This is a genomic window from Pseudomonas sp. AC239, from assembly GCF_979258545.1.
This window is the reverse complement of record NZ_OZ409864.1, coordinates 5,206,119-5,224,185: the sequence shown is the minus strand read 5'-3', so window position 1 is coordinate 5,224,185 and position 18,067 is coordinate 5,206,119. Positions and strand designations below refer to the sequence as shown.

The 18,067-nt window shown below is 56.9% G+C and carries 13 protein-coding genes; 5 read left to right on the top strand and 8 right to left on the bottom strand.

The genetic code is table 11. The features are described from left to right. Position 1 precedes the first annotated feature (1 nt). From ACZ0AZ_RS23645 to ACZ0AZ_RS23630, 4 genes are all read right to left on the bottom strand, one after another. Complete coding sequence (locus ACZ0AZ_RS23645) at positions 2–1,300, bottom strand: MFS transporter (protein WP_463538285.1); 1,299 nt, start codon at positions 1,298–1,300, stop codon at positions 2–4. Between the two features lie 57 nt (positions 1,301–1,357). After that, a complete protein-coding gene (locus tag ACZ0AZ_RS23640) occupies positions 1,358–2,377 on the bottom strand; it encodes a sugar kinase (protein ID WP_039762760.1) in 1,020 nt (339 codons plus the stop codon). Then, positions 2,370–3,152 (bottom strand): sugar phosphate isomerase/epimerase family protein, encoded by a 783-nt coding sequence (locus tag ACZ0AZ_RS23635; protein WP_039762762.1) that lies wholly within the window; start codon positions 3,150–3,152, stop codon positions 2,370–2,372. The genes ACZ0AZ_RS23640 and ACZ0AZ_RS23635 overlap by 8 nt, the downstream gene beginning before the upstream one ends. Positions 3,153–3,303: 151 nt before the next feature. Continuing rightward, positions 3,304–4,329, bottom strand: coding sequence for a LacI family DNA-binding transcriptional regulator (locus ACZ0AZ_RS23630; RefSeq protein ID WP_039762763.1), 1,026 nt, complete (start codon positions 4,327–4,329; stop codon positions 3,304–3,306). Positions 4,330–4,574: 245 nt separating this feature from the next. Between ACZ0AZ_RS23630 and ACZ0AZ_RS23625 the strand changes: the two genes are divergently transcribed. The 3 genes from ACZ0AZ_RS23625 to ACZ0AZ_RS23615 all read left to right on the top strand — a co-directional run bounded on the left by ACZ0AZ_RS23625 (position 4,575) and on the right by ACZ0AZ_RS23615 (position 10,047). Continuing rightward, positions 4,575–5,393, top strand: a complete 819-nt coding sequence (locus tag ACZ0AZ_RS23625; protein ID WP_129999425.1) for a hypothetical protein — start codon at positions 4,575–4,577, stop codon at positions 5,391–5,393. A gap of 111 nt (positions 5,394–5,504) precedes the next feature. Further along, positions 5,505–7,511, top strand: a complete 2,007-nt coding sequence (locus ACZ0AZ_RS23620; protein ID WP_463538283.1) for a hypothetical protein — start codon at positions 5,505–5,507, stop codon at positions 7,509–7,511. A gap of 184 nt (positions 7,512–7,695) precedes the next feature. Beyond that, positions 7,696–10,047, top strand: a complete 2,352-nt coding sequence (locus ACZ0AZ_RS23615; protein ID WP_463538282.1) for an autotransporter outer membrane beta-barrel domain-containing protein — start codon at positions 7,696–7,698, stop codon at positions 10,045–10,047. Between the two features lie 62 nt (positions 10,048–10,109). Here ACZ0AZ_RS23615 and ACZ0AZ_RS23610 read toward each other — a convergent pair whose 3' ends face one another. The 4 genes from ACZ0AZ_RS23610 to ACZ0AZ_RS23595 all read right to left on the bottom strand — a co-directional run bounded on the left by ACZ0AZ_RS23610 (position 10,110) and on the right by ACZ0AZ_RS23595 (position 15,806). Next, positions 10,110–10,553 carry a hypothetical protein gene (locus ACZ0AZ_RS23610; RefSeq protein WP_129999422.1) on the bottom strand — a complete coding sequence of 148 codons (444 nt, stop codon included), beginning with the start codon at positions 10,551–10,553 and terminating at the stop codon, positions 10,110–10,112. A 159-nt stretch (positions 10,554–10,712) separates the two neighbouring features. Continuing rightward, positions 10,713–11,354 carry a DUF1345 domain-containing protein gene (locus ACZ0AZ_RS23605; RefSeq protein ID WP_129999421.1) on the bottom strand — a complete coding sequence of 214 codons (642 nt, stop codon included), beginning with the start codon at positions 11,352–11,354 and terminating at the stop codon, positions 10,713–10,715. 180 nt (positions 11,355–11,534) lie between these two features. Further along, a complete protein-coding gene (locus ACZ0AZ_RS23600) occupies positions 11,535–14,633 on the bottom strand; it encodes a multidrug efflux RND transporter permease subunit (protein WP_463538281.1) in 3,099 nt (1,032 codons plus the stop codon). A gap of 15 nt (positions 14,634–14,648) precedes the next feature. Continuing rightward, the gene (locus ACZ0AZ_RS23595; RefSeq protein WP_463570645.1) at positions 14,649–15,806 is read right to left on the bottom strand and encodes an efflux RND transporter periplasmic adaptor subunit; all 1,158 of its coding nucleotides are present in this window, start codon (positions 15,804–15,806) and stop codon (positions 14,649–14,651) included. 253 nt (positions 15,807–16,059) lie between these two features. Here ACZ0AZ_RS23595 and ACZ0AZ_RS23590 point away from each other — a divergent pair, with 253 nt between their 5' ends. Further along, a complete protein-coding gene (locus tag ACZ0AZ_RS23590; RefSeq protein ID WP_039762772.1) occupies positions 16,060–16,761 on the top strand; it encodes a response regulator in 702 nt (233 codons plus the stop codon). 4 nt (positions 16,762–16,765) lie between these two features. Continuing rightward, the gene (locus ACZ0AZ_RS23585; protein WP_463538280.1) at positions 16,766–18,067 is read left to right on the top strand and encodes an ATP-binding protein; all 1,302 of its coding nucleotides are present in this window, start codon (positions 16,766–16,768) and stop codon (positions 18,065–18,067) included.

Below are 18,067 nucleotides of genomic sequence, written 5' to 3'. Positions count from 1 at the left end.
TTCAGGAATGCGCCGGCACACGCGGTGTGGCGGCGGCTTTGGCGACGACGCGATCACTGGCGCCGGGCTTGAGGAAAATCGTCAGCACCACCGACAGCAGCAGCGCGCCGCTCATCAACAGATACGAGGCACCGGGCGAACCGGTGGAGCTGTTCAGATAGCCGACCAGATACGAGCCGCCAAACGAGCCGAGCGCGCCCATGCTGTTGATCAGCGCCATGGCGCCACCGGCGACGTTGGCCGGCAGGATTTCCGGAACGATGGCGAAGAACGGCCCGTACGGCGCGTACATGCAGGCGCCGGCAATCACCAGCAGCGTGTACGACCACCAGAAATGTTCGGCGCCCAAGGCATACGAGCCATAAAACGCAATCGAAGCGATCAGCAGCGGCGGCCAGACGAAGCGTTTGCGCTTCTGCAACTTGTCCGAACCCCACGACACCGCAAGCATGCCGATGACCGCCGCCAGATACGGCAGCGCCGACAGCCAGCCAGCCTCGATCATGTCCATCTGCGCGCCGGCCTTGAGGATCGACGGCAGCCACAACACGAAACCGTAAACGCCGATGCTCCAGCAGAAAAACTGCAGCGCGAGAATGATCACCTTTGGCGAACGGAAAGCCTCGGCGTAGTTCTTCACAGCCTTGATGCCGACCTGCTCTGCGGCGAGGGCGCTTTCCAGATCGTGTTTTTCCTGGTCGTTGAGCCACTTGGCCTGAGCCGGGCGATCATCGGCCAGACGCCACCAGATAAACGCCCACAACACCGCCGGCAGACCTTCGATGATGAACATCCAGCGCCAGCTGAAATGCTGCACCAGATAGCCCGACACCACCGACATCCACAACATCGTCACCGGGTTGCCGAGGATCAGAAACGTGTTGGCCCGCGAGCGTTCGGCGCGGGTGAACCAGTGGCAGAGATAGACCAGCATTGCGGGCATCACCGCCGCTTCGACCACGCCGAGCATGAAGCGAATGACGATCAGCCAATAGGCGTTGGATACCACGCCAGTCAGCGTGGCGAGCCCGCCCCAGAGAATCAGGCTGACGAAAATCAGCTTCTTCACGCTGTGCTTTTGCGCGTAGATCGCGCCGGGTACCTGGAAGAAAAAGTAGCCGAGAAAGAAAAGCGCGCCGAGCAGCGAGGACAGGCCCGGTGTGATCATCAGGTCTTCGGCCATGCCCGACGCGGCGGCGAAACCGTAGTTGGCGCGATCGAGATAGGCCAGGCTGTAAGTGATGAACACGATCGGCATGATGTACCACCAGCGGCGGGTGGCGAGGGTAGCGGTTTTCATCGGTGTGACTCCTGAGCTTGTTGTTTTTGTCGCAGCAGGTTTATTGATTTGCGGTGATCAGGCGGGCCTCTTCGCGAGCAGGCTCGCTCCCACAGGCGATTGCATGCCAAATGTGGGAGCGAGCCTGCTCGCGAAGGCGGATTCAAATTCAACCGATAACTCTTGGCGGGACGGCAACCCCTCCATGTCGCCACGACTCTGCACCGCGCGACTGCCAATCCAGTTCGCCCGTTGCACGGCCTCGGCAAAACTCTGGTGCTCGAGCAGGGCGCTGATCATCCCCACCGCAAAGCCATCTCCGGCGCCCACGGTATCGACCACGTTGCTTACCGGCACGCCAGCGACAAAACCCTGATCCAGCTGCGTGCGGTAATAAGCGCCCTCAGGCCCGAGCTTGATCGCCACCGCCTCGGCGCCCTGATCCAGATAAAACGCAGCGATGTCCGCCGGGTCATCCAAACCGGTGAGCAAACGGCCTTCGCTCAACCCCGGCAGCACCCAATGGGCGAGGGCGGCGAGGCGGTTGATTTCGCGGATCATTTCGCCCTCGCTGGCCCAAAGGCTCGGGCGCAGATTCGGGTCAAACGACACGCTGCGTCCGGCGTTGCGCATGCGGGTCATCAGTTCGAAGGACATTTCCCGCGCCGAAGCCGACAGCGCGGGCGGAATACCGGTGGCGTGGAGATGGCGGGCGCTCAGCAGGTTGTCGCTGATGGAATGCGGCGACAGATGACTGGCCGCCGAGCCACGGCGGAAATACTCGACCTGCGGATCGCTGCCATCGTCATTACGCGATTTGAACTGGAATCCGGTCGGATGGTTTTTGTCGACGTCGACGTGGCTGCAGTCCAGGCCTTCCTTGATCAGCGTCTCGACCACAAAGCGTCCGAGTGAATCGTTACCGACCCGGCTCAGCCACGCGACGTTGAACCCCAAGCGCGACAAGCCGATCGCGACGTTGCTGTCGGCCCCGGCAATACGTTTGTGAAACCGCTCGACCTTGGCCAGATCGCCAGTCTGCTCAGCGACCAGCATTGCCATGGTTTCACCGAAAGAAAGAATATCGATCTCAGACATGAGCTGGCTCCAGGCGCGATTGACCAAGGCGGGCGAGGGCGGCGACGTGTTCGCGGGTCAGCTGCACCAGGTCATCGCCTTGCAGCGGGTATTCAGCGGCGCGCATAACGCCTTGGTCCATGTGCCGCAGCAGTTGTTCCCACAGATGCAGGTCGCTGATGGCCGGCGGTACCGCGACCAGTTTGCCGTCGGCGCGGCGCGCAACGGCTTTGCAATGCACGTAACCGACATGACGACCAAGCGCGCGGGCGGCGCTGGCAGCGGACTGGTCCTGCCAGTGCCAGTTGCCAATATCGAAAGTCATCTTGATCGGCAAGTTGTGCTGCTCGACGGCGGCGAAGAAACGCTGGAACGGCTCGATTCGCCCGCCGTGCAAGGTCTGGTCGTTCTCCACCAGCAGTTGCACCGGGCTCTGCTTGAGTCGCTCGGCCAGGGCCTGCAAATCAGAGTTGTCAGTGAAATAGCCGAGCGACACCTTCAGCCATTTCGAACCGAATGCCTGCGCCTGTTGCAGCGCGGTAATCAATTCGGGATTGGGTTGCGCTTGCCCTGCCAGCCACAGTTCGGTGGGCGACGAATAGATGCTTTGCAGGCCCTGGGCCTGAGTCGCTTGAGCCAGTTGCGCAGGTTTTTCGCGGGTCAGCAACTCTTCGCGCCACTCGATGCGATTGGCGCCGGCTGCCGCGAGTACCTCGATAAAAGAATCCTGGCCTCGCTGGCGCACAAGCTCTGCACCGTAGCTGGACAGACTGATGGAAACGGCTGGTTTATTCATTGTTATTGACCTCTGAAACCGGTTTCATTTTTGTTCAAAAAAATATCAGATGGTTCTGTGGTGTCCTTCCGGGCGTCTTCGCGAGCAGGCTCGCTCCCACATTTGCAACACGGCCACCTGTGGGAGCGAGCCTGCTCGCGAAAGCGTCAGTTCAGACGCCATTTCCTCGGGTCGAACCCCGTTCAATCAGCACCGGCGCAAAATCCATCACCCGCGCCGCCTCGTCATCCCCACGCAAGCGCTTGAGCAAACACTCGAATGCCCGCGCGCCGATCTCTTGCGTCGGCTGCGCCAGCGCGGTAATCCCGCTGCCGACCAACGGGTACCAATCCAGATCATCCAGGGCGATCAGCCCGACATCCTCGAACAAGCGCACACCGAGTGCGCGCAACGCGTGAGTCGCCGCCAGCGCCGCCACGCCATTGGCGCAAAACAATGCTTTCGGACCGTCACCGTGGGTGTTTAAAAAGGTTTGAAGTTGCGCGCGCAGATGATCGCCGGTTTCCAGCACCGCCCCGGTCAGGGCCGAGCGTTGGGCAATCTGCGCTTGAAAACTGCTGACCCGTTCGATTCGCGAACTGGTGCCATCAAACGGTTCGGTGACCAGCAATAAATCCCGATATCCGCGCTGCTCAAGGTGCGCGAGCGTCATCTCTACGGCTTGCGAGTTGTTCAACCCGACCATGTCGCTGTCGATGCCCTCGACCTTGCGATCCACCAACACCATCGGCATCTCGCGGCGCAACTCGTACAGTTCATCGCGGTGATGCCCCAGCGTGTTCACGATCAGCCCTTCGATGTTGTATGAGCGCAACAGCGCCAGATGCTGGCGTTCCTGCTCGTCATCGCGGTCGGTGTTGCACACCACCAGGCTGTAGCCGTTCGCTCGGCAGGCGGTTTCCACCCCGTGCATCACGGCAATCGAATAAGGGTTACGGATATCGGCCACGAGCATGCCGATCAGGCGGGTTCGCCCGCGTTTCAAGCCACGGGCCATTTGATTGGGGCGGTAGCCGAGTTCGCTGATGGCCTGCTCGATGCGCAGGGCAATGGCATCGGAGAGCAGAGCGCGGTCGTCGCCGATGAAACGCGAGACGCTGGCCTTGGATACGCCGGCGTGTTCGGCGACGTCGAGCATGGTCACGCGGCTGCGTTGGGCGGCGGAAAAGTCGTTCACGGGCGTATAGACCTTATTTTTATATCGCGGGGACAGCTCTGAAACCGGTTTCAGTGTTCTCCAAAAAACGAAATATCGTCAAGTGCTCTGATATTCGCCTGCAGTGATCCATCCGGTTAATCCGACAGACGGTCATTTGACCTGTCAGATATGACAGTAGGCAAAAGGGAGAATCCGGCGCCTAATCGGGCCAACACAGAGTTGATTGTCGTGCACACAGCAGATTATCGCAGAGAGTAGATGACATGGAGCAGAGTAATCAGCTCACCGCGGAGCCTTTTACATTAGATGGCATTAGTTCATCAGACCCGGACGGCCACGTGCCGCCAGATATTTTGATTAACGGGACGAAAGGGAGAATACCGCGCTGGGCAAATTTTCCACAAAAACCGCTTCCAGGAGAAGATGAAGACTACACGGAGCTTTATGTTTATTGGGAGCAAAGCTCGAAAACAACGGAAATTTTCAACGACAGATATACCTACATCAACGATAAGCCAGAGTTCGAATTCGATCTCACAGCAGAGCATATGATAGAAGACGGTGTTGCCGAAATTTATTATGTGCTTTTGGGAAGGAATGGTAACCCTGATGAATCGCCCAAGCGTAAGCTGACAATCGTCCACGCTCTCACCCCCACGCTTCGGCCGCCAGCATTTCCGGATGCAGATCTTTATGGCTATATCAATTGCGACACTGATCCTTGGGTTGGCGAGAAAATACGAGTCCAGATAGTGCCTGAGGCTGTGAATATATTTCAGGACGAGGATGTATGTGTACTCGTCTGGCAGGGGTTTGCGACATTGAATGGATCTCTCCCTGTACTCACTCCGCAACATACGTTCAGGGAAATAATTGATGGTGATAAACCTGTTAAAGGGTTTGTTATAGATATTCCATTTGATCCTTTTATAAGGCCTATGTTTGACAAGCATTCTGCCATCGCCCGATACACGATCCTCCGTCGGGGGGTGCCGATTTATGCATCACATCCCGGCCTTGTGAAAATAGACCGCATTGAACCAGGCTACACAGAGCCCTGTGGCGGCGGTCCTTTGAAGTAAGTGTTGTAACACAGTCGCAATCAAAGCGGTCTGGCCTCTACATTATGCATGTCGGCGGCAGGAAGTTGCTTGTGTGTGGCTTAGGTTTTTAATTCATACGAGGAAATGAACGTGAATACTCCAATCTTTAACGGTAAGCCGCAATCCGCTGTTGCTCTTGGTAAAAGTAGTCGTCTTTTGCTGCGTACTTCCAACGTTAACGTAGGGGTACGCTTGGCTGATCCCGAATTTGTTGGCTTGCTACCCGGTAGGCTGTTGCCGAAAACCATCATTGATTCAGGTACAGCGCAGGTAAGATTCCTTACGTCAACAATCCTGACGCCCGAAGATAACGATTTATATGAGTTGTACCAGCGAAAAGGCCCTGGCGGGACTGAGACCATGATTGCGGATGACAATTTGGGGCCCGTCGCCGGCCGCCCGGCGGAAGTGCTTATCGACGTGCCGACCGCGGCGCTGGTGGATGATGATGTGAATAAAGCTTCAACAACATGGGAGTTTCAGTTAAGCGTACTTAACGGGAAGAACGGCAATCGTGATGACTCGAATTGGTTCACTGTAGAAATCGATAGAAATCCACCAGAAGTGGACAAGGGCTCGGGTACGAAATTTCAGCCGGAAAGAGCTCTTTACCTGAATTTGCCCAATAAAACCGTCGACGACGCATGGCTGGCAAATAATGAGTTTTTACAAATAAGCATCAATCGGAGCTACGAGTTTTATAATGCAAGCGACACTATTCATGTGTACTCGGGCCCTACATATGGAACTGGAAAGTTGCTCCATACTCAGCGATTAACAGCGGATACAGTTGAGGTGCCAAGTGCTGAATTGCCAAAAACAGATTCGCGGGAATATCTCTGGTACACATTGACGGACGCGACGGGCAACATCAGCGAACTAGCGGTTGCCAATGATTATCAAATTTCTCGAACCCCACCTCCAATCTTTCACGATTGTGAGTTTCCGCAGGGTATCTCTCCGGATCCAATCGACCTCAACGATCTGCAGGGTACGGTGTATTTGAATGTCAAGCGGCCCGACAATGCGCAAGACACCGACCGCATCGCTGCAGCTGTCACCAATGGAAAGCTACCAGTTGGTTTGGGGACTCGCGTCTTGGGGGCCGCCACTGTGTTGCAGTTCCCTATCACAACCAGCAGATTGCTGGCGCTTTGGGATAACGCGACCGCAGCAGTGCCGATTAATGGATCTTATAAATTTTTTCGTGGAACTGATCCGGAAGTTGCTCCGCCAGGTACCGACTCCGAAATCAATTTGCTTGCCCCTGGCCCAAGTAACCCAGGCTTTCCCGACTTAAAAAACCCTAACATGGTTGAAGTTACAGTGGAGGGCGCGTCGGGAACCAAGAACCACATCACCGCTTCCGACCGTTTGGCGGATATCACATTCAGCACACCGATGATAAAAACCGGAGACACGTGGGTACCTGTAGCAGGTGACATTGCCAGGTTCTTGATAAACGGCGAAGAAATTGCTGAATTTACGCTCACTGCGGGTGATACGGACCCATTGACTCATACGATGAAGCCTGATGAATTTGATGCAATAATTGGGGCGCCAGGTCAAAAACAGGCATATTGGACGATCGAAAATAGCGCCACCAGTCCGGCCGTCATAGAGTCACTTAATACTGCAGTGCAAGTGGATCTCGCCAAGGTCGACTTAGTAGCGCCAACAGTCACGCTTTTCAATGGATACGTATCATGCGCCCATCTTACTCGGCCTGATCGAGAGTTGCCGGTGACCGTGACAATAGATGCAGTGCATATGCCGAAAGACACCGTTGTTACGGTTTACTCCGAAGGCTATGAGGATTCGCTTGGGACCAAGAAAATCCGAGGTACAGAATTTAGTGACACTTACACCGTACTTGGAACCGAAAACCCGGCGGAGTTCGTTCTTAATGTCAAGCCGTATTTAACTAAGCTTAAGCCTATTCAACCACCATTCAGTTCCGGATTGCCAAATGGCTATATCAAGATTTGGTACTCGATACTTATCTCGGGTGCTCCGAATCCTTCTAAAGAGTTTTTTAATGAGGTTTCGCTACTAAATTCAAGCAACAATTATTGTGAAGGTACTCCGACAATTTAGGTTTGTCAGATTACTGCCGAGACAGATCGTTGTCTCGGCGGTTGGCAACGATTGGAAAAACACAATTTAGCAATATCGGACATGTCCTACATACCAATGCGTAACGGATCGGTAGTTTGGCGCCGCCTTGGGTGAAGGATCCTACTCGATCTATCACCATCGTCGTATATTTGGAGAATTGGATTTGAGTACTTCATCTCGTTGGACAACCACATATTTTCGCACTCGTGCCAAGACCGTTATCTGGCGTGGAACGTCTTCATTCTGCTTCTCACTGCTGGCTTGCGAGTCTGCGTTCGCCGCCGGACTGGTGGGAACTGCTCACACCGTCGACAGAGGCGATAATGTGGAGTCCTGGCAGCTTTCACAACAGGCGACATTGAATATCGATCAGGCTGAGACTCTGGGCATCGTCGCTCGGCAATCTCAAGTCAATGCGGTAGGCGCCACTACTCAGCAGATTTCTACCTCCGATGGATCAGTCGTAAACCTGGCAGGTACCACTGTGACAGGTGGCAATGCGCGTGCCGGAGTTGAATTAGCCAACAGTACCGTGACGATTTCTGGCAACAGCACTATCTCCAGTGGTCGCCTTGGGCTGCAAGCCGGGCGCAACATCAACGTCAATTCCGGCTCGAAGGTGACAGTCAGTGACAGCACGATCCGGGGAGTAACAGGCGGAGCTCGTGCAACGGCCTTCAGTACTCTTGAGTTCTCAGGTTCCACTATCGAAGGGACGGGGGCAGGCAGTTTTGGTGTAACGTTGCTGAGCGGTTCCGCTTCCGCCACGGCAGGCAGCCAGATACTCGGTGGCCAGAATGGCGTACGGCTTGGACTGGAAGGTGCAGGGTTGCCTGGCAGCCATTTGCTGTTGCGAGGTTCGTGCGTTGAGGGCAAAAGCGGGTCGGCAATTGTCGTGGATTATGAGGGTACGAGCGCTGCCGCTTCCCGGATCGACGTCCTCGACGGCTCTACGCTGACGGGTGGCACCGGGACCATTATTGAAGTCAAGGGGCTGGGCAATGCGGACGTCAATCTGGAGCGCAGTGACCTGAAGGGCAATGTGCAGATTGCGGATACCAGTACGGCAGCGCTTGGTTTCAAGCAGGCTTCGTTGACCGGTGATGTGACAGCCGATACTGGGGCAACTGCTGCTGTTGCGCTGCAGCAAAACTCGCAATTGACCGGTGTCATGACCAATGTCTCCAGCGCCACTATCGATTCGACGTCACGCTGGAATATGACGGGCAATAGTCAGGTGGGCGATTTGGTGCTCGATGGTGGTACGGTAAGGATCGGTGCCGATACCGCTTTCAATCAACTGGCCGTGCACAACCTTTCTGGTAGTGGCCTGTTTGAAATGAATGTCAATTTCGCAACAAATCAATCCGACGTGCTGAATATCACAGGAACAGCGACTGGAGATCATCGTTTGTTGGTCGCCTCAACCGGGACAGAGCTGGCAAGCGGTCAACCCGTGGATCTTGTGCATGTCGCCGGCGGTGACGCCAAATTCTCATTGGCCAACGTCAATGGCGAGGTCGATTTAGGTGCGTTTTCCTATGGCTTGAAACAGAGCGAAAGCGGCAACGACTGGTTTCTCGATCCGACTGCTCGGACGGTCAGTCCATCTACTCGCGCTGTCACAGCGCTTTTCAATACTGCCATCACTGTGCTGGATGGAGAGGCCATGTCTTTGCGCAGCCGTATGGGTGAAGTGCGTTTCAATCACTTTAAATCCGGCCCGTGGGGCAGGGCGTATGGCAGTAAGTACAATGTTTCGGACGCGTTTGGTGATGGTTATCGGCAAGATCAGCAAGGTTTCACGCTTGGCGCAGATGCTCCGCTTCCTATAGGTGGTGGACAGTGGCTGTTGGGCGTCATGGCCGGGCAAAGTCATTCTGACTTGAATTTGCACCGCGGAACCAGCGGCACGATCAAAAGTTACTATGTGGGCTCCTATCTCACCTGGATCGACAATGCCAAAGGCTATTACCTTGATAACGTCGTCAAGTTCAATCATTTCCAGAATGAAGCTAAAGTCGGGTTGAGTGATGGCAATCGTACGAAGGGCGATTACGACAACACTGGTGTCAGCGGGTCCATTGAGTTCGGACGCCATTTCGCATTCGATCAAGGCTATTTCATTGAACCGTATATCCAAGGCAGTGCTGCAATAATCCAGGGCAAGGATTATGAGTTGGCAAACGGCTTGAGTGTGGAGGGTGATCGTACCCGTTCCATGCGTGCCGAGGGCGGTATGACGTTAGGTCGAAACTTGAAATTGCGCAACGGCGTTGTCTGGCAGCCTTATGCTCGTGTGGCTCTAGCTCACGAATTCTCAAAGAACAACGAAGTACAGGTCAATAATAATGTATTCAATAACGACCTCTCCGGTTCGCGTGTAAAAGTTGGTGGCGGTGTTGCGCTTAACATGTCGGAGCGATGGCAGGCCCATGCGGAACTGGAATATATGAGGGGCAATAACATCGAAATGCCTATCGGCGCAACGCTTGGCCTTCAATTAAAATGGTGAAACAGTAAGTTAATGAGTTATAAAAAAGCCCCTTCATAAATGATGGGGCTTTGATTGTCTGGTTAAGTCAAGGAAGTGTCGAAAACTGCGGAGCAGGGAAATGTTCCACTTGCGTCGGATTTAGCTACGTCCGCTGTGAAGGTGCCAGTGAACCGCTTGGTTTCCGTGTCCAGTTTATAGTCCAAGGTGCCCGAGGTCGCTTTTTGTAAAGTAGGGAGCTCTTGGTTTTCGTAGCTGTTGTAAGTAACATTTGCACCGACATCAACCTCTGTAATAACTGTTGACGCCTCAAGCTTGGATTTTTCAAAAACGATAGTGAAGGTCCGCACGAATGGCTTTTCACGGTCATAGGCAATGACGATGTATACGTCACCCCTGCCGGGGGTCGTGTCCGACCTTAATTCTGTATACCAAGCTCTGAATTTCGTGCCGTCTTCCAGGTCGGCGGTGAAGTCGTCTATGAAGTCGTTTTGGTTATAGCCAGTTTTCAGTGCTGCGCTGCTCATGAGTTCAATCTCCATATTAGCGAGTCGGGAAGATCCAGGCAGCATCGTAAGATAAGAGTGCGTGGACACCTCATATAAGACGACCTTCGCTGTCTTGTAAACTGTCAGATATTACAGCTATGCAAGAAGCTGTTTTTATGCTTGGGCTTGTCGAGCTATTCAATCGAATAAGCCTGCCGCAATGTTAATCGAGAATCCCAATATCGCTGTATTGAATACAAAACCTATCAACGACTGTGCCAGCACAATCTTTCGAATACCCCGCGTTGCAACCCCCACATCCGAAGTCTGCACAGCCACGCCGATGGTGAACGAGAAGTACAGAAAGTCCCAGTAATTAGGCGTGGTCAGTCCTTCAGCAAAACGCAGCGCCGGCTCCTTGCCGTTCCAGGTGTAAAACAACCTCGCGTAGTGCACGCAGAAAATTACCCCGATCAGCAGCCATGAGCCGATTACAGTCAGCGCTGTGAACCCGTAGTGCATCAATTTGTGTGTGTTATCCAGATCTTTGCTGCCGGCCAGTTCAAAGGTGATGGTGGCCAGGCTTGCCAGCGCGGCGATGCACACCACGAACAGCACCAGCCCTGCGTTCTCGTCTTCGATCTCGGCAATACGGCGGACGTCCGGGGCCTTGGCGCGCACGGTCAGCCAGAACATCAGGATCAGGTAAGTCCAGACACCGGCGTTCCAGCCGATGAGGATTTTGCTGGCGATTGAATCGGCGGGGGCCAACAGACCGGTGGCGAGGCCGAGGAGGGCGGCGGCAGACAGGCGAGGGTGGGTGCGGGCGAGGAAGCGCATGAGGACTCGGTGGGCAAGTGGGTAATGACACCTTAGCCCAGCGATGAGAGGTGTGGCTACAATGCTGTCTGTATGCAGATCTCTGTGGGAGCGAGCCTGCTCGCGAAGGCGTCCGATCAGTCAATCTCAGCTTCGAATGTACCGACGCATTCGCGAGCAGGCTCGCTCCCACAGTTTGGATCAGTGTTGTTTGGTGAATCGTTGTACGAGTTTCATTACGACGACGAAGAAGACGGGTACGAAGATGACTGCCAGCGTGGCGGTGATCATCCCGCCGATCACGCCAGTGCCGATCGCCTGCTGACTTGCGGAACTGGCGCCAGTGGCAATGGCCAACGGCACCACGCCAAGAATGAATGCCAGCGAAGTCATCACAATCGGCCGCAGACGCAAACGCGCTGCCTGCAGCGTCGCATCGATCAGATCGTGACCTTCGTCATAGAGGCTCTTGGCGTACTCAATGATCAGGATCGCATTCTTCGCCGACAGGCCAATGATGGTGATCAAACCCACCTTGAAGAACACGTCGTTGGGCATGCCGCGCATCGTCACCGCCAGCACCGCGCCGAGCACACCCAGCGGGACAACGAGCAGCACCGACGTCGGAATCGACCAGCTCTCATACAGCGCCGCCAGACACAGGAACACCACCAGCAACGACAAGCCGAGCAGAATCGGCGCCTGGTTGCCGGACAAGCGCTCCTGAAGCGACAGACCGGTCCATTCCTGGCCCAGACCTTTCGGCCCCTGCGCTACCAGTCGCTCGATTTCCGCCATCGCTTCGCCGGTACTGTGCCCAGGTGACGGCTCGCCAGAGATGGCAATCGCCGGATAGCCGTTGTACCGGGTCAACTGCGCCGGCCCTTGAATCCAGTCGGCCTGAACGAAGGCCGACAGCGGCACCATGTTCCCGGCGTTGTTGCGCACGTGCATTTTCAGCAAGTCGTCCACCTGACTGCGCCGATCACCTTCGGCTTGCACGACCACGCGCTGCATGCGGCCCTGATTGGGGAAGTCATTGATGTAGCTCGAACCCACGGCAGTGGACAACACGTTGCCTATGTCGGCGAACGAAACGCCCAAGGCATTCGCCTGCTTGCGGTCGACGATCAGTTGCACTTGCGGCGCTTCGGCCAGCGCGCTTTCACGGACGTTCATCAGTACCGGACTTTTTTCGGCGGCGGCGAGCAACTCAGTGCGTGCCTGCATCAAGATCGCATGGCCCAGTCCACCGCGATCCTGCAAGCGGAACTCGAAACCACTGGACGTGCCGAGGCCATCCACCGGCGGCGGCAGTACCGAGAAGGCCATGGCGTCCTTGATCTGGCTCAGCGCCGCGTTGGCGCGGTCAGCGATCGAGCTGGCGGCATCGTCGCTGCCACGTTCCGACCAATCCTTCAGCGTCGAAAACGCCAGCGCCGCGTTCTGGCCGCTACCGGAGAAACTGAAGCCCAGGATCACTACGCTGTCACTGATCCCCGGTTCACCGGCGTTGTGCGCTTCGAGCTGTTCGGCTACTTGCACGGTGCGGTTTTTCGTCGCGCCGGGCGGCAGCTGGATATCGGTGATGGTGTAACCCTGATCCTCGGTCGGCAGAAACGAGGAGGGCAGGCGCGCAAAACAAAACCCGAGTCCGATCAGCAGGACGACGTAGATCATCAGGTAGCGACCAGTGCGCTTCAACGCATACCCCACCCAACCCTGATAGCGATCGGTCAGTTGCTCGAAACGACGATTGAACCAGCCAAAGAATCCAGACTTTTCGTGATGTTCGCCTTTGGCAACAGGCTTGAGCAAGGTCGCGCACAACGCCGGCGTCAACGTCAGGGCGAGGAACGCCGAGAACAGAATCGAGGTGGCCATCGACAGCGAGAACTGCTGATAGATCACGCCAACCGAACCCTGCATGAACGCCATCGGAATAAATACGGCGACCAGCACCAAGGTGATGCCGATGATCGCGCCAGTAATCCGTGTCATCGCTTTGCGTGTGGCTTCCTTGGGCGACAAACCTTCGCTGGCCATGATCCGTTCGACGTTTTCCACCACGACGATGGCATCGTCCACCAGAATACCGATGGCCAGCACCATGCCGAACATGGTCAGCACGTTGATCGAGAAGCCCAGCGCGAGCATGGTCGCAAACGTGCCCATCAGCGCCACCGGCACCACCAGCGTCGGGATCAGCGTGTAGCGCACGTTCTGCAGGAACAGGAACATCACTGCAAATACCAGCAACATCGCTTCGCCAAGGGTGTAGATCACTTTGGTGATCGAGACTTTGACGAAGGGCGAGGTGTCGTACGGAATCTTGTACTCCACGCCGGCCGGGAAGTAGCGCGCGAGTTCATCCATCTTCGCCCGCACCAGCGTCGCGGTGTTCAGTGCGTTGGCGCCGGGAGACAGCTGAACGCCGACGGCGGTGGACGGCTTGCCGTTCAGGCGAGTGCCGAACTGATATTCCTGACTGCCGATTTCGACGCGCGCGACATCACCGATGCGCACCGTGGAGCCGTCGCGATTGGCCTTGAGCACGATGTCGGCGAATTCCTGCGGCGTCGATAACTGGCCCTTGACCAGAATCGTCGCAGTGATTTCCTGTGTGGAAGGCGACGGCAAATCACCGATGCTGCCCGCTGAAACCTGGGCGTTCTGCGCAACGATGGCTTCGTTGACATCGGCCGGCGTCAGGTTGAACGCGATGAGCTTCTGCGGATCGATCCAGATGCGCATCGCCCGCTCGGCGCCATACAACTGCGCCTTGCCGACACCGTCCAGGCGCTTGATCTCGTTCATCACATTGCGCGCCAGATAATCGCTGAGCGCCACGTCGTCGAGCTTGCCGTCGCTGGAAGTCAAAGTGATTAGCAAGAGGAAACCGGAAGAGACCTTCTCCACCTGCAAACCTTGCTGATTGACCGCTTGCGGCAGGCGCGACTCGACCACCTTCAGGCGGTTTTGTACATCGACCTGCGCCAGCTCCGGGTTGGTGCCCGGCTGGAACGTCGCCTTGATCGTCGCGCTGCCGAGGCTGCTTTGCGATTCGAAGTAGAGCAAGTGATCGGCGCCGTTGAGCTCTTCCTCGATCAGGCTGACCACGCTCTCATCGACGGTCTGCGCCGAGGCGCCGGGGTAGACGGCGTAGATTTCGATCTGCGGCGGTGCGACGTCCGGGTATTGCGCGACCGGTAACTGCGGGATGGCCAGCGCACCAGCCAACAGGATGAACAGGGCGACCACCCAGGCGAACACCGGGCGGTCGATAAAGAACTGCGGCATATGAAAGCGTCCTGCTTACTGACCAGTGGTCTGGGCAAGTGGAAGAGGGGTTTCGTCGATCTGCACCGTTTCCCCGGGACGGGCGTGTTGCAGGCCTTCGATGACAATACGGTCGCCGGGCTTCAGGCCGCCGGTGACGATCCAGCGATTGTTCTGCACCGCACCCAGTTGCACTGGTTGCGCCGAAACGCGCATCTGCTCATCGACGGTCAGTACCTGGGCAATACCGGCGCTGTCGCGCTGAACGGCGCGTTGCGGCACGGTGATACCGTTCTGGATGGTCGCCTGCTCAAGGCGTACGCGGATGAAACTGCCCGGCAGCAGGTCGAGATCCGGGTTGGGAAATTCGCTGCGCAGGATGATCTGGCCAGTGCCCGGATCGACGGTGATGTCGCTGAACAACAACTTGCCCTGCAACTGATACAGGCTGCCGTCATCCTGGATCAGCGTGGCCTTGACCTGATCCTGACCGACTTCCTGCAACTGCCCGGAACGGAACGCGCGGCGCAGCTCATTGAGCTCGCGGGTCGACTGGGTCAGGTCGGCATGGATCGGATTTAATTGCTGGATCAGCGCCAGCGGCGTGGTTTCGTTCTGCCCGACCAGCGCACCTTCGGTGACCAGCGCGCGGCCGATGCGGCCGGAAATCGGCGCGGTGACGGTGGCATAACCGAGATTCAGTTTCGCTCTTTCAAGCGCTGCCTTGCTGGCGGCGACATCGGCGGCAGTCTGCCGAGCGGCAGCGCGGGCGTTGTCGTAGTCCTGACCGCTGATGGCCTGGTCCTCGATCAACTGCGCATAGCGTTGTTCTTGCAGTTTCGCCTGGAAAGCGTTGGCCTCGGCCTTGCGCAGCGCAGCTTCGGCACTGTCCAGATCGGCTTTGAACGGCGCCGGGTCGATGCGGAACAGCACATCGCCTTTTTTCACGTCGCTGCCTTCGCGATAGGTGCGCTGCAACACCACGCCCGCCACTCGCGCACGCACTTCGGCAATCCGTGGCGCGGCGATGCGCCCGCTCAATTCGCTGCTGATCGACAATGGCTGGGTTTTGATGGTCTCGATGCGCACCGTGGCCGGTGGCGCTTGCTCTTCGGCAGTCGAGGATGAGTCGCAGGCGCTCAGCGTCAGTGCCAATGCGATCAGGCCGAGCCCGGCCAGCAGTTTTCCAGACATGTACAACCCCCAATATTTGAGGCCGCATCCTACGGCCAGACGGGGAGGTTAGCGGTGAAGCTTTGTAGCTGCTGTGTGAAATTGTGTAAGGGTTTTGCTCAGTGGCGGGTGAGGGCGTATATCCTGCAGGCCTTGAATTCTTTTGTGACGGTTAAACCGCTTTCGCGAGCAGGCGCGCTCCCACAGGAGATCGCATTTCAATGTGCGAGCGAGTGAGCCCTGACTGTCGCCCCAGCATTTTCTGGAACACCCCATGCCCAACATCCTCCTGGTCGAAGACGACACCGCCCTCGCCGAACTGATTTCCAGCTACCTGGAGCGCAACGGTTATTCCGTCAGCGTCATCGGCCGTGGCGACCATGTGCGCGAACGGGCGCGGATCAGTCCGCCGGATCTGGTGATCCTCGACCTCATGCTGCCAGGTCTCGACGGTTTACAAGTGTGCCGCTTGCTGCGCGCCGATTCAGCGACCTTGCCGATCCTCATGCTCACAGCCCGCGATGACAGCCATGATCAAGTGCTGGGCCTGGAAATGGGCGCTGACGATTACGTCACCAAACCCTGCGAGCCGCGGGTGTTACTGGCGCGGGTGCGCACGCTGTTGCGGCGCAGCAGTCTCGGCGAACCACTGGCGGCAAATGACCGGATCGTCATGGGTAATCTGTGTATCGATCTGTCCGAACGCACCGTGACCTGGCGTGATCAAGCGGTCGAGCTGTCCAGCGGTGAATACAATTTGTTGGTGGTGCTGGCGCGGCACGCCGGTGAAGTGCTGAGTCGCGATCAGATTTTGCAGCGCCTGCGCGGTATCGAATTCAACGGCACCGATCGCTCGGTGGACGTGGCGATTTCCAAGCTCCGGCGCAAATTCGATGATCACGCCGGCGAGGCGCGCAAGATCAAGACCGTATGGGGCAAGGGCTATCTGTTCAGCCGGTCCGAGTGGGAATGCTGAGCTGATGTTTCGTATTCTGTTTCGTCTGTATCTGGTGACGATCGTCTCCTATAGCGCGGCGATCTATCTCGTGCCGGATCTGGTCGTGATGGTTTTTCGGGATCGCTTCGTCACCTACAACCTGGAGTTTTCCCGCGGTCTGCAGTCACTGATCACCAAGCAATTTCATGCCGCGCCGCAAGAGCAGTGGCCAACGATTGCTACTTCGATGGACAAGGAATTCCAGCCGCTGCACATCGTCCTGACGCCGATCGACGACCCGGTGTTCACGCCCATCGAGCAGGAACGTCTGCATCGTGGTGAAAACGTCGTGCGCATCGGCGATTGGGGCTGGCGCACCCTGGCGGTCACACCACTGAATGGCGAAATGGCCGTGCGCATGGTCGTACCGCCGGATCCGGTCGACGTCGATCTGTTGTACTGGAGCATCAACGTGCTGATCGGCGCCATGTTGCTAGGCTGCTTGCTGCTTTGGCTGCGTCCGCACTGGCGCGACCTGGAACGCCTGAAAGGCACCGCCGAACGCTTCGGCAAAGGCCATTTGAGCGAGCGAACAAAAATTGCCCCGAGTTCGAACATTGGCAGCCTCGCCAACGTGTTCGACACCATGGCCGGCGATATCGAAAACCTGCTCAACCAGCAACGCGACCTGCTTAACGCTGTGTCCCACGAACTGCGCACGCCGCTGACACGTCTGGATTTCGGCCTGGCGCTGGCGTTGTCCGAAGACTTGCCGGCCGCCAGCCGCGAGCGTTTGCAGAGCCTGGTCGCGCACATCCGTGAACTGGATGAACTGGTACTGGAATTGCTCTCCTACAGCCGCTTACAGAATCCGGCGCAATCGCCTGAGCGCATCGAGGTGTCGCTCGACGAGTTCATCGACAGCATTCTCGGCAGTGTCGATGAGGAACTGGAATCACCGGACATCGTGATTGACGTGCTCTTGCACGGTCAGCTCGAACGCTTCGCGCTGGACCCGCGCCTGACCGCTCGGGCCATCCAGAACCTGTTGCGCAATGCCATGCGCTATTGCGAAAAACGCATTCAGATTGGCGTACAGGTGATTGCCGGCGGATGTGAGATCTGGGTTGACGACGATGGCATTGGCATTCCCGACGACGAGCGCGAGCGGATCTTTGAACCGTTCTATCGGCTCGACCGCAGCCGTGATCGCGCCACCGGCGGATTCGGCCTCGGTCTGGCGATCAGCCGCCGAGCGCTCGAAGCACAGGGCGGCACGCTGACCGTCGAGAGTTCGCCGCTGGGTGGGGCGCGATTCAGGCTGTGGTTGCCGGCCGCGGCCTGA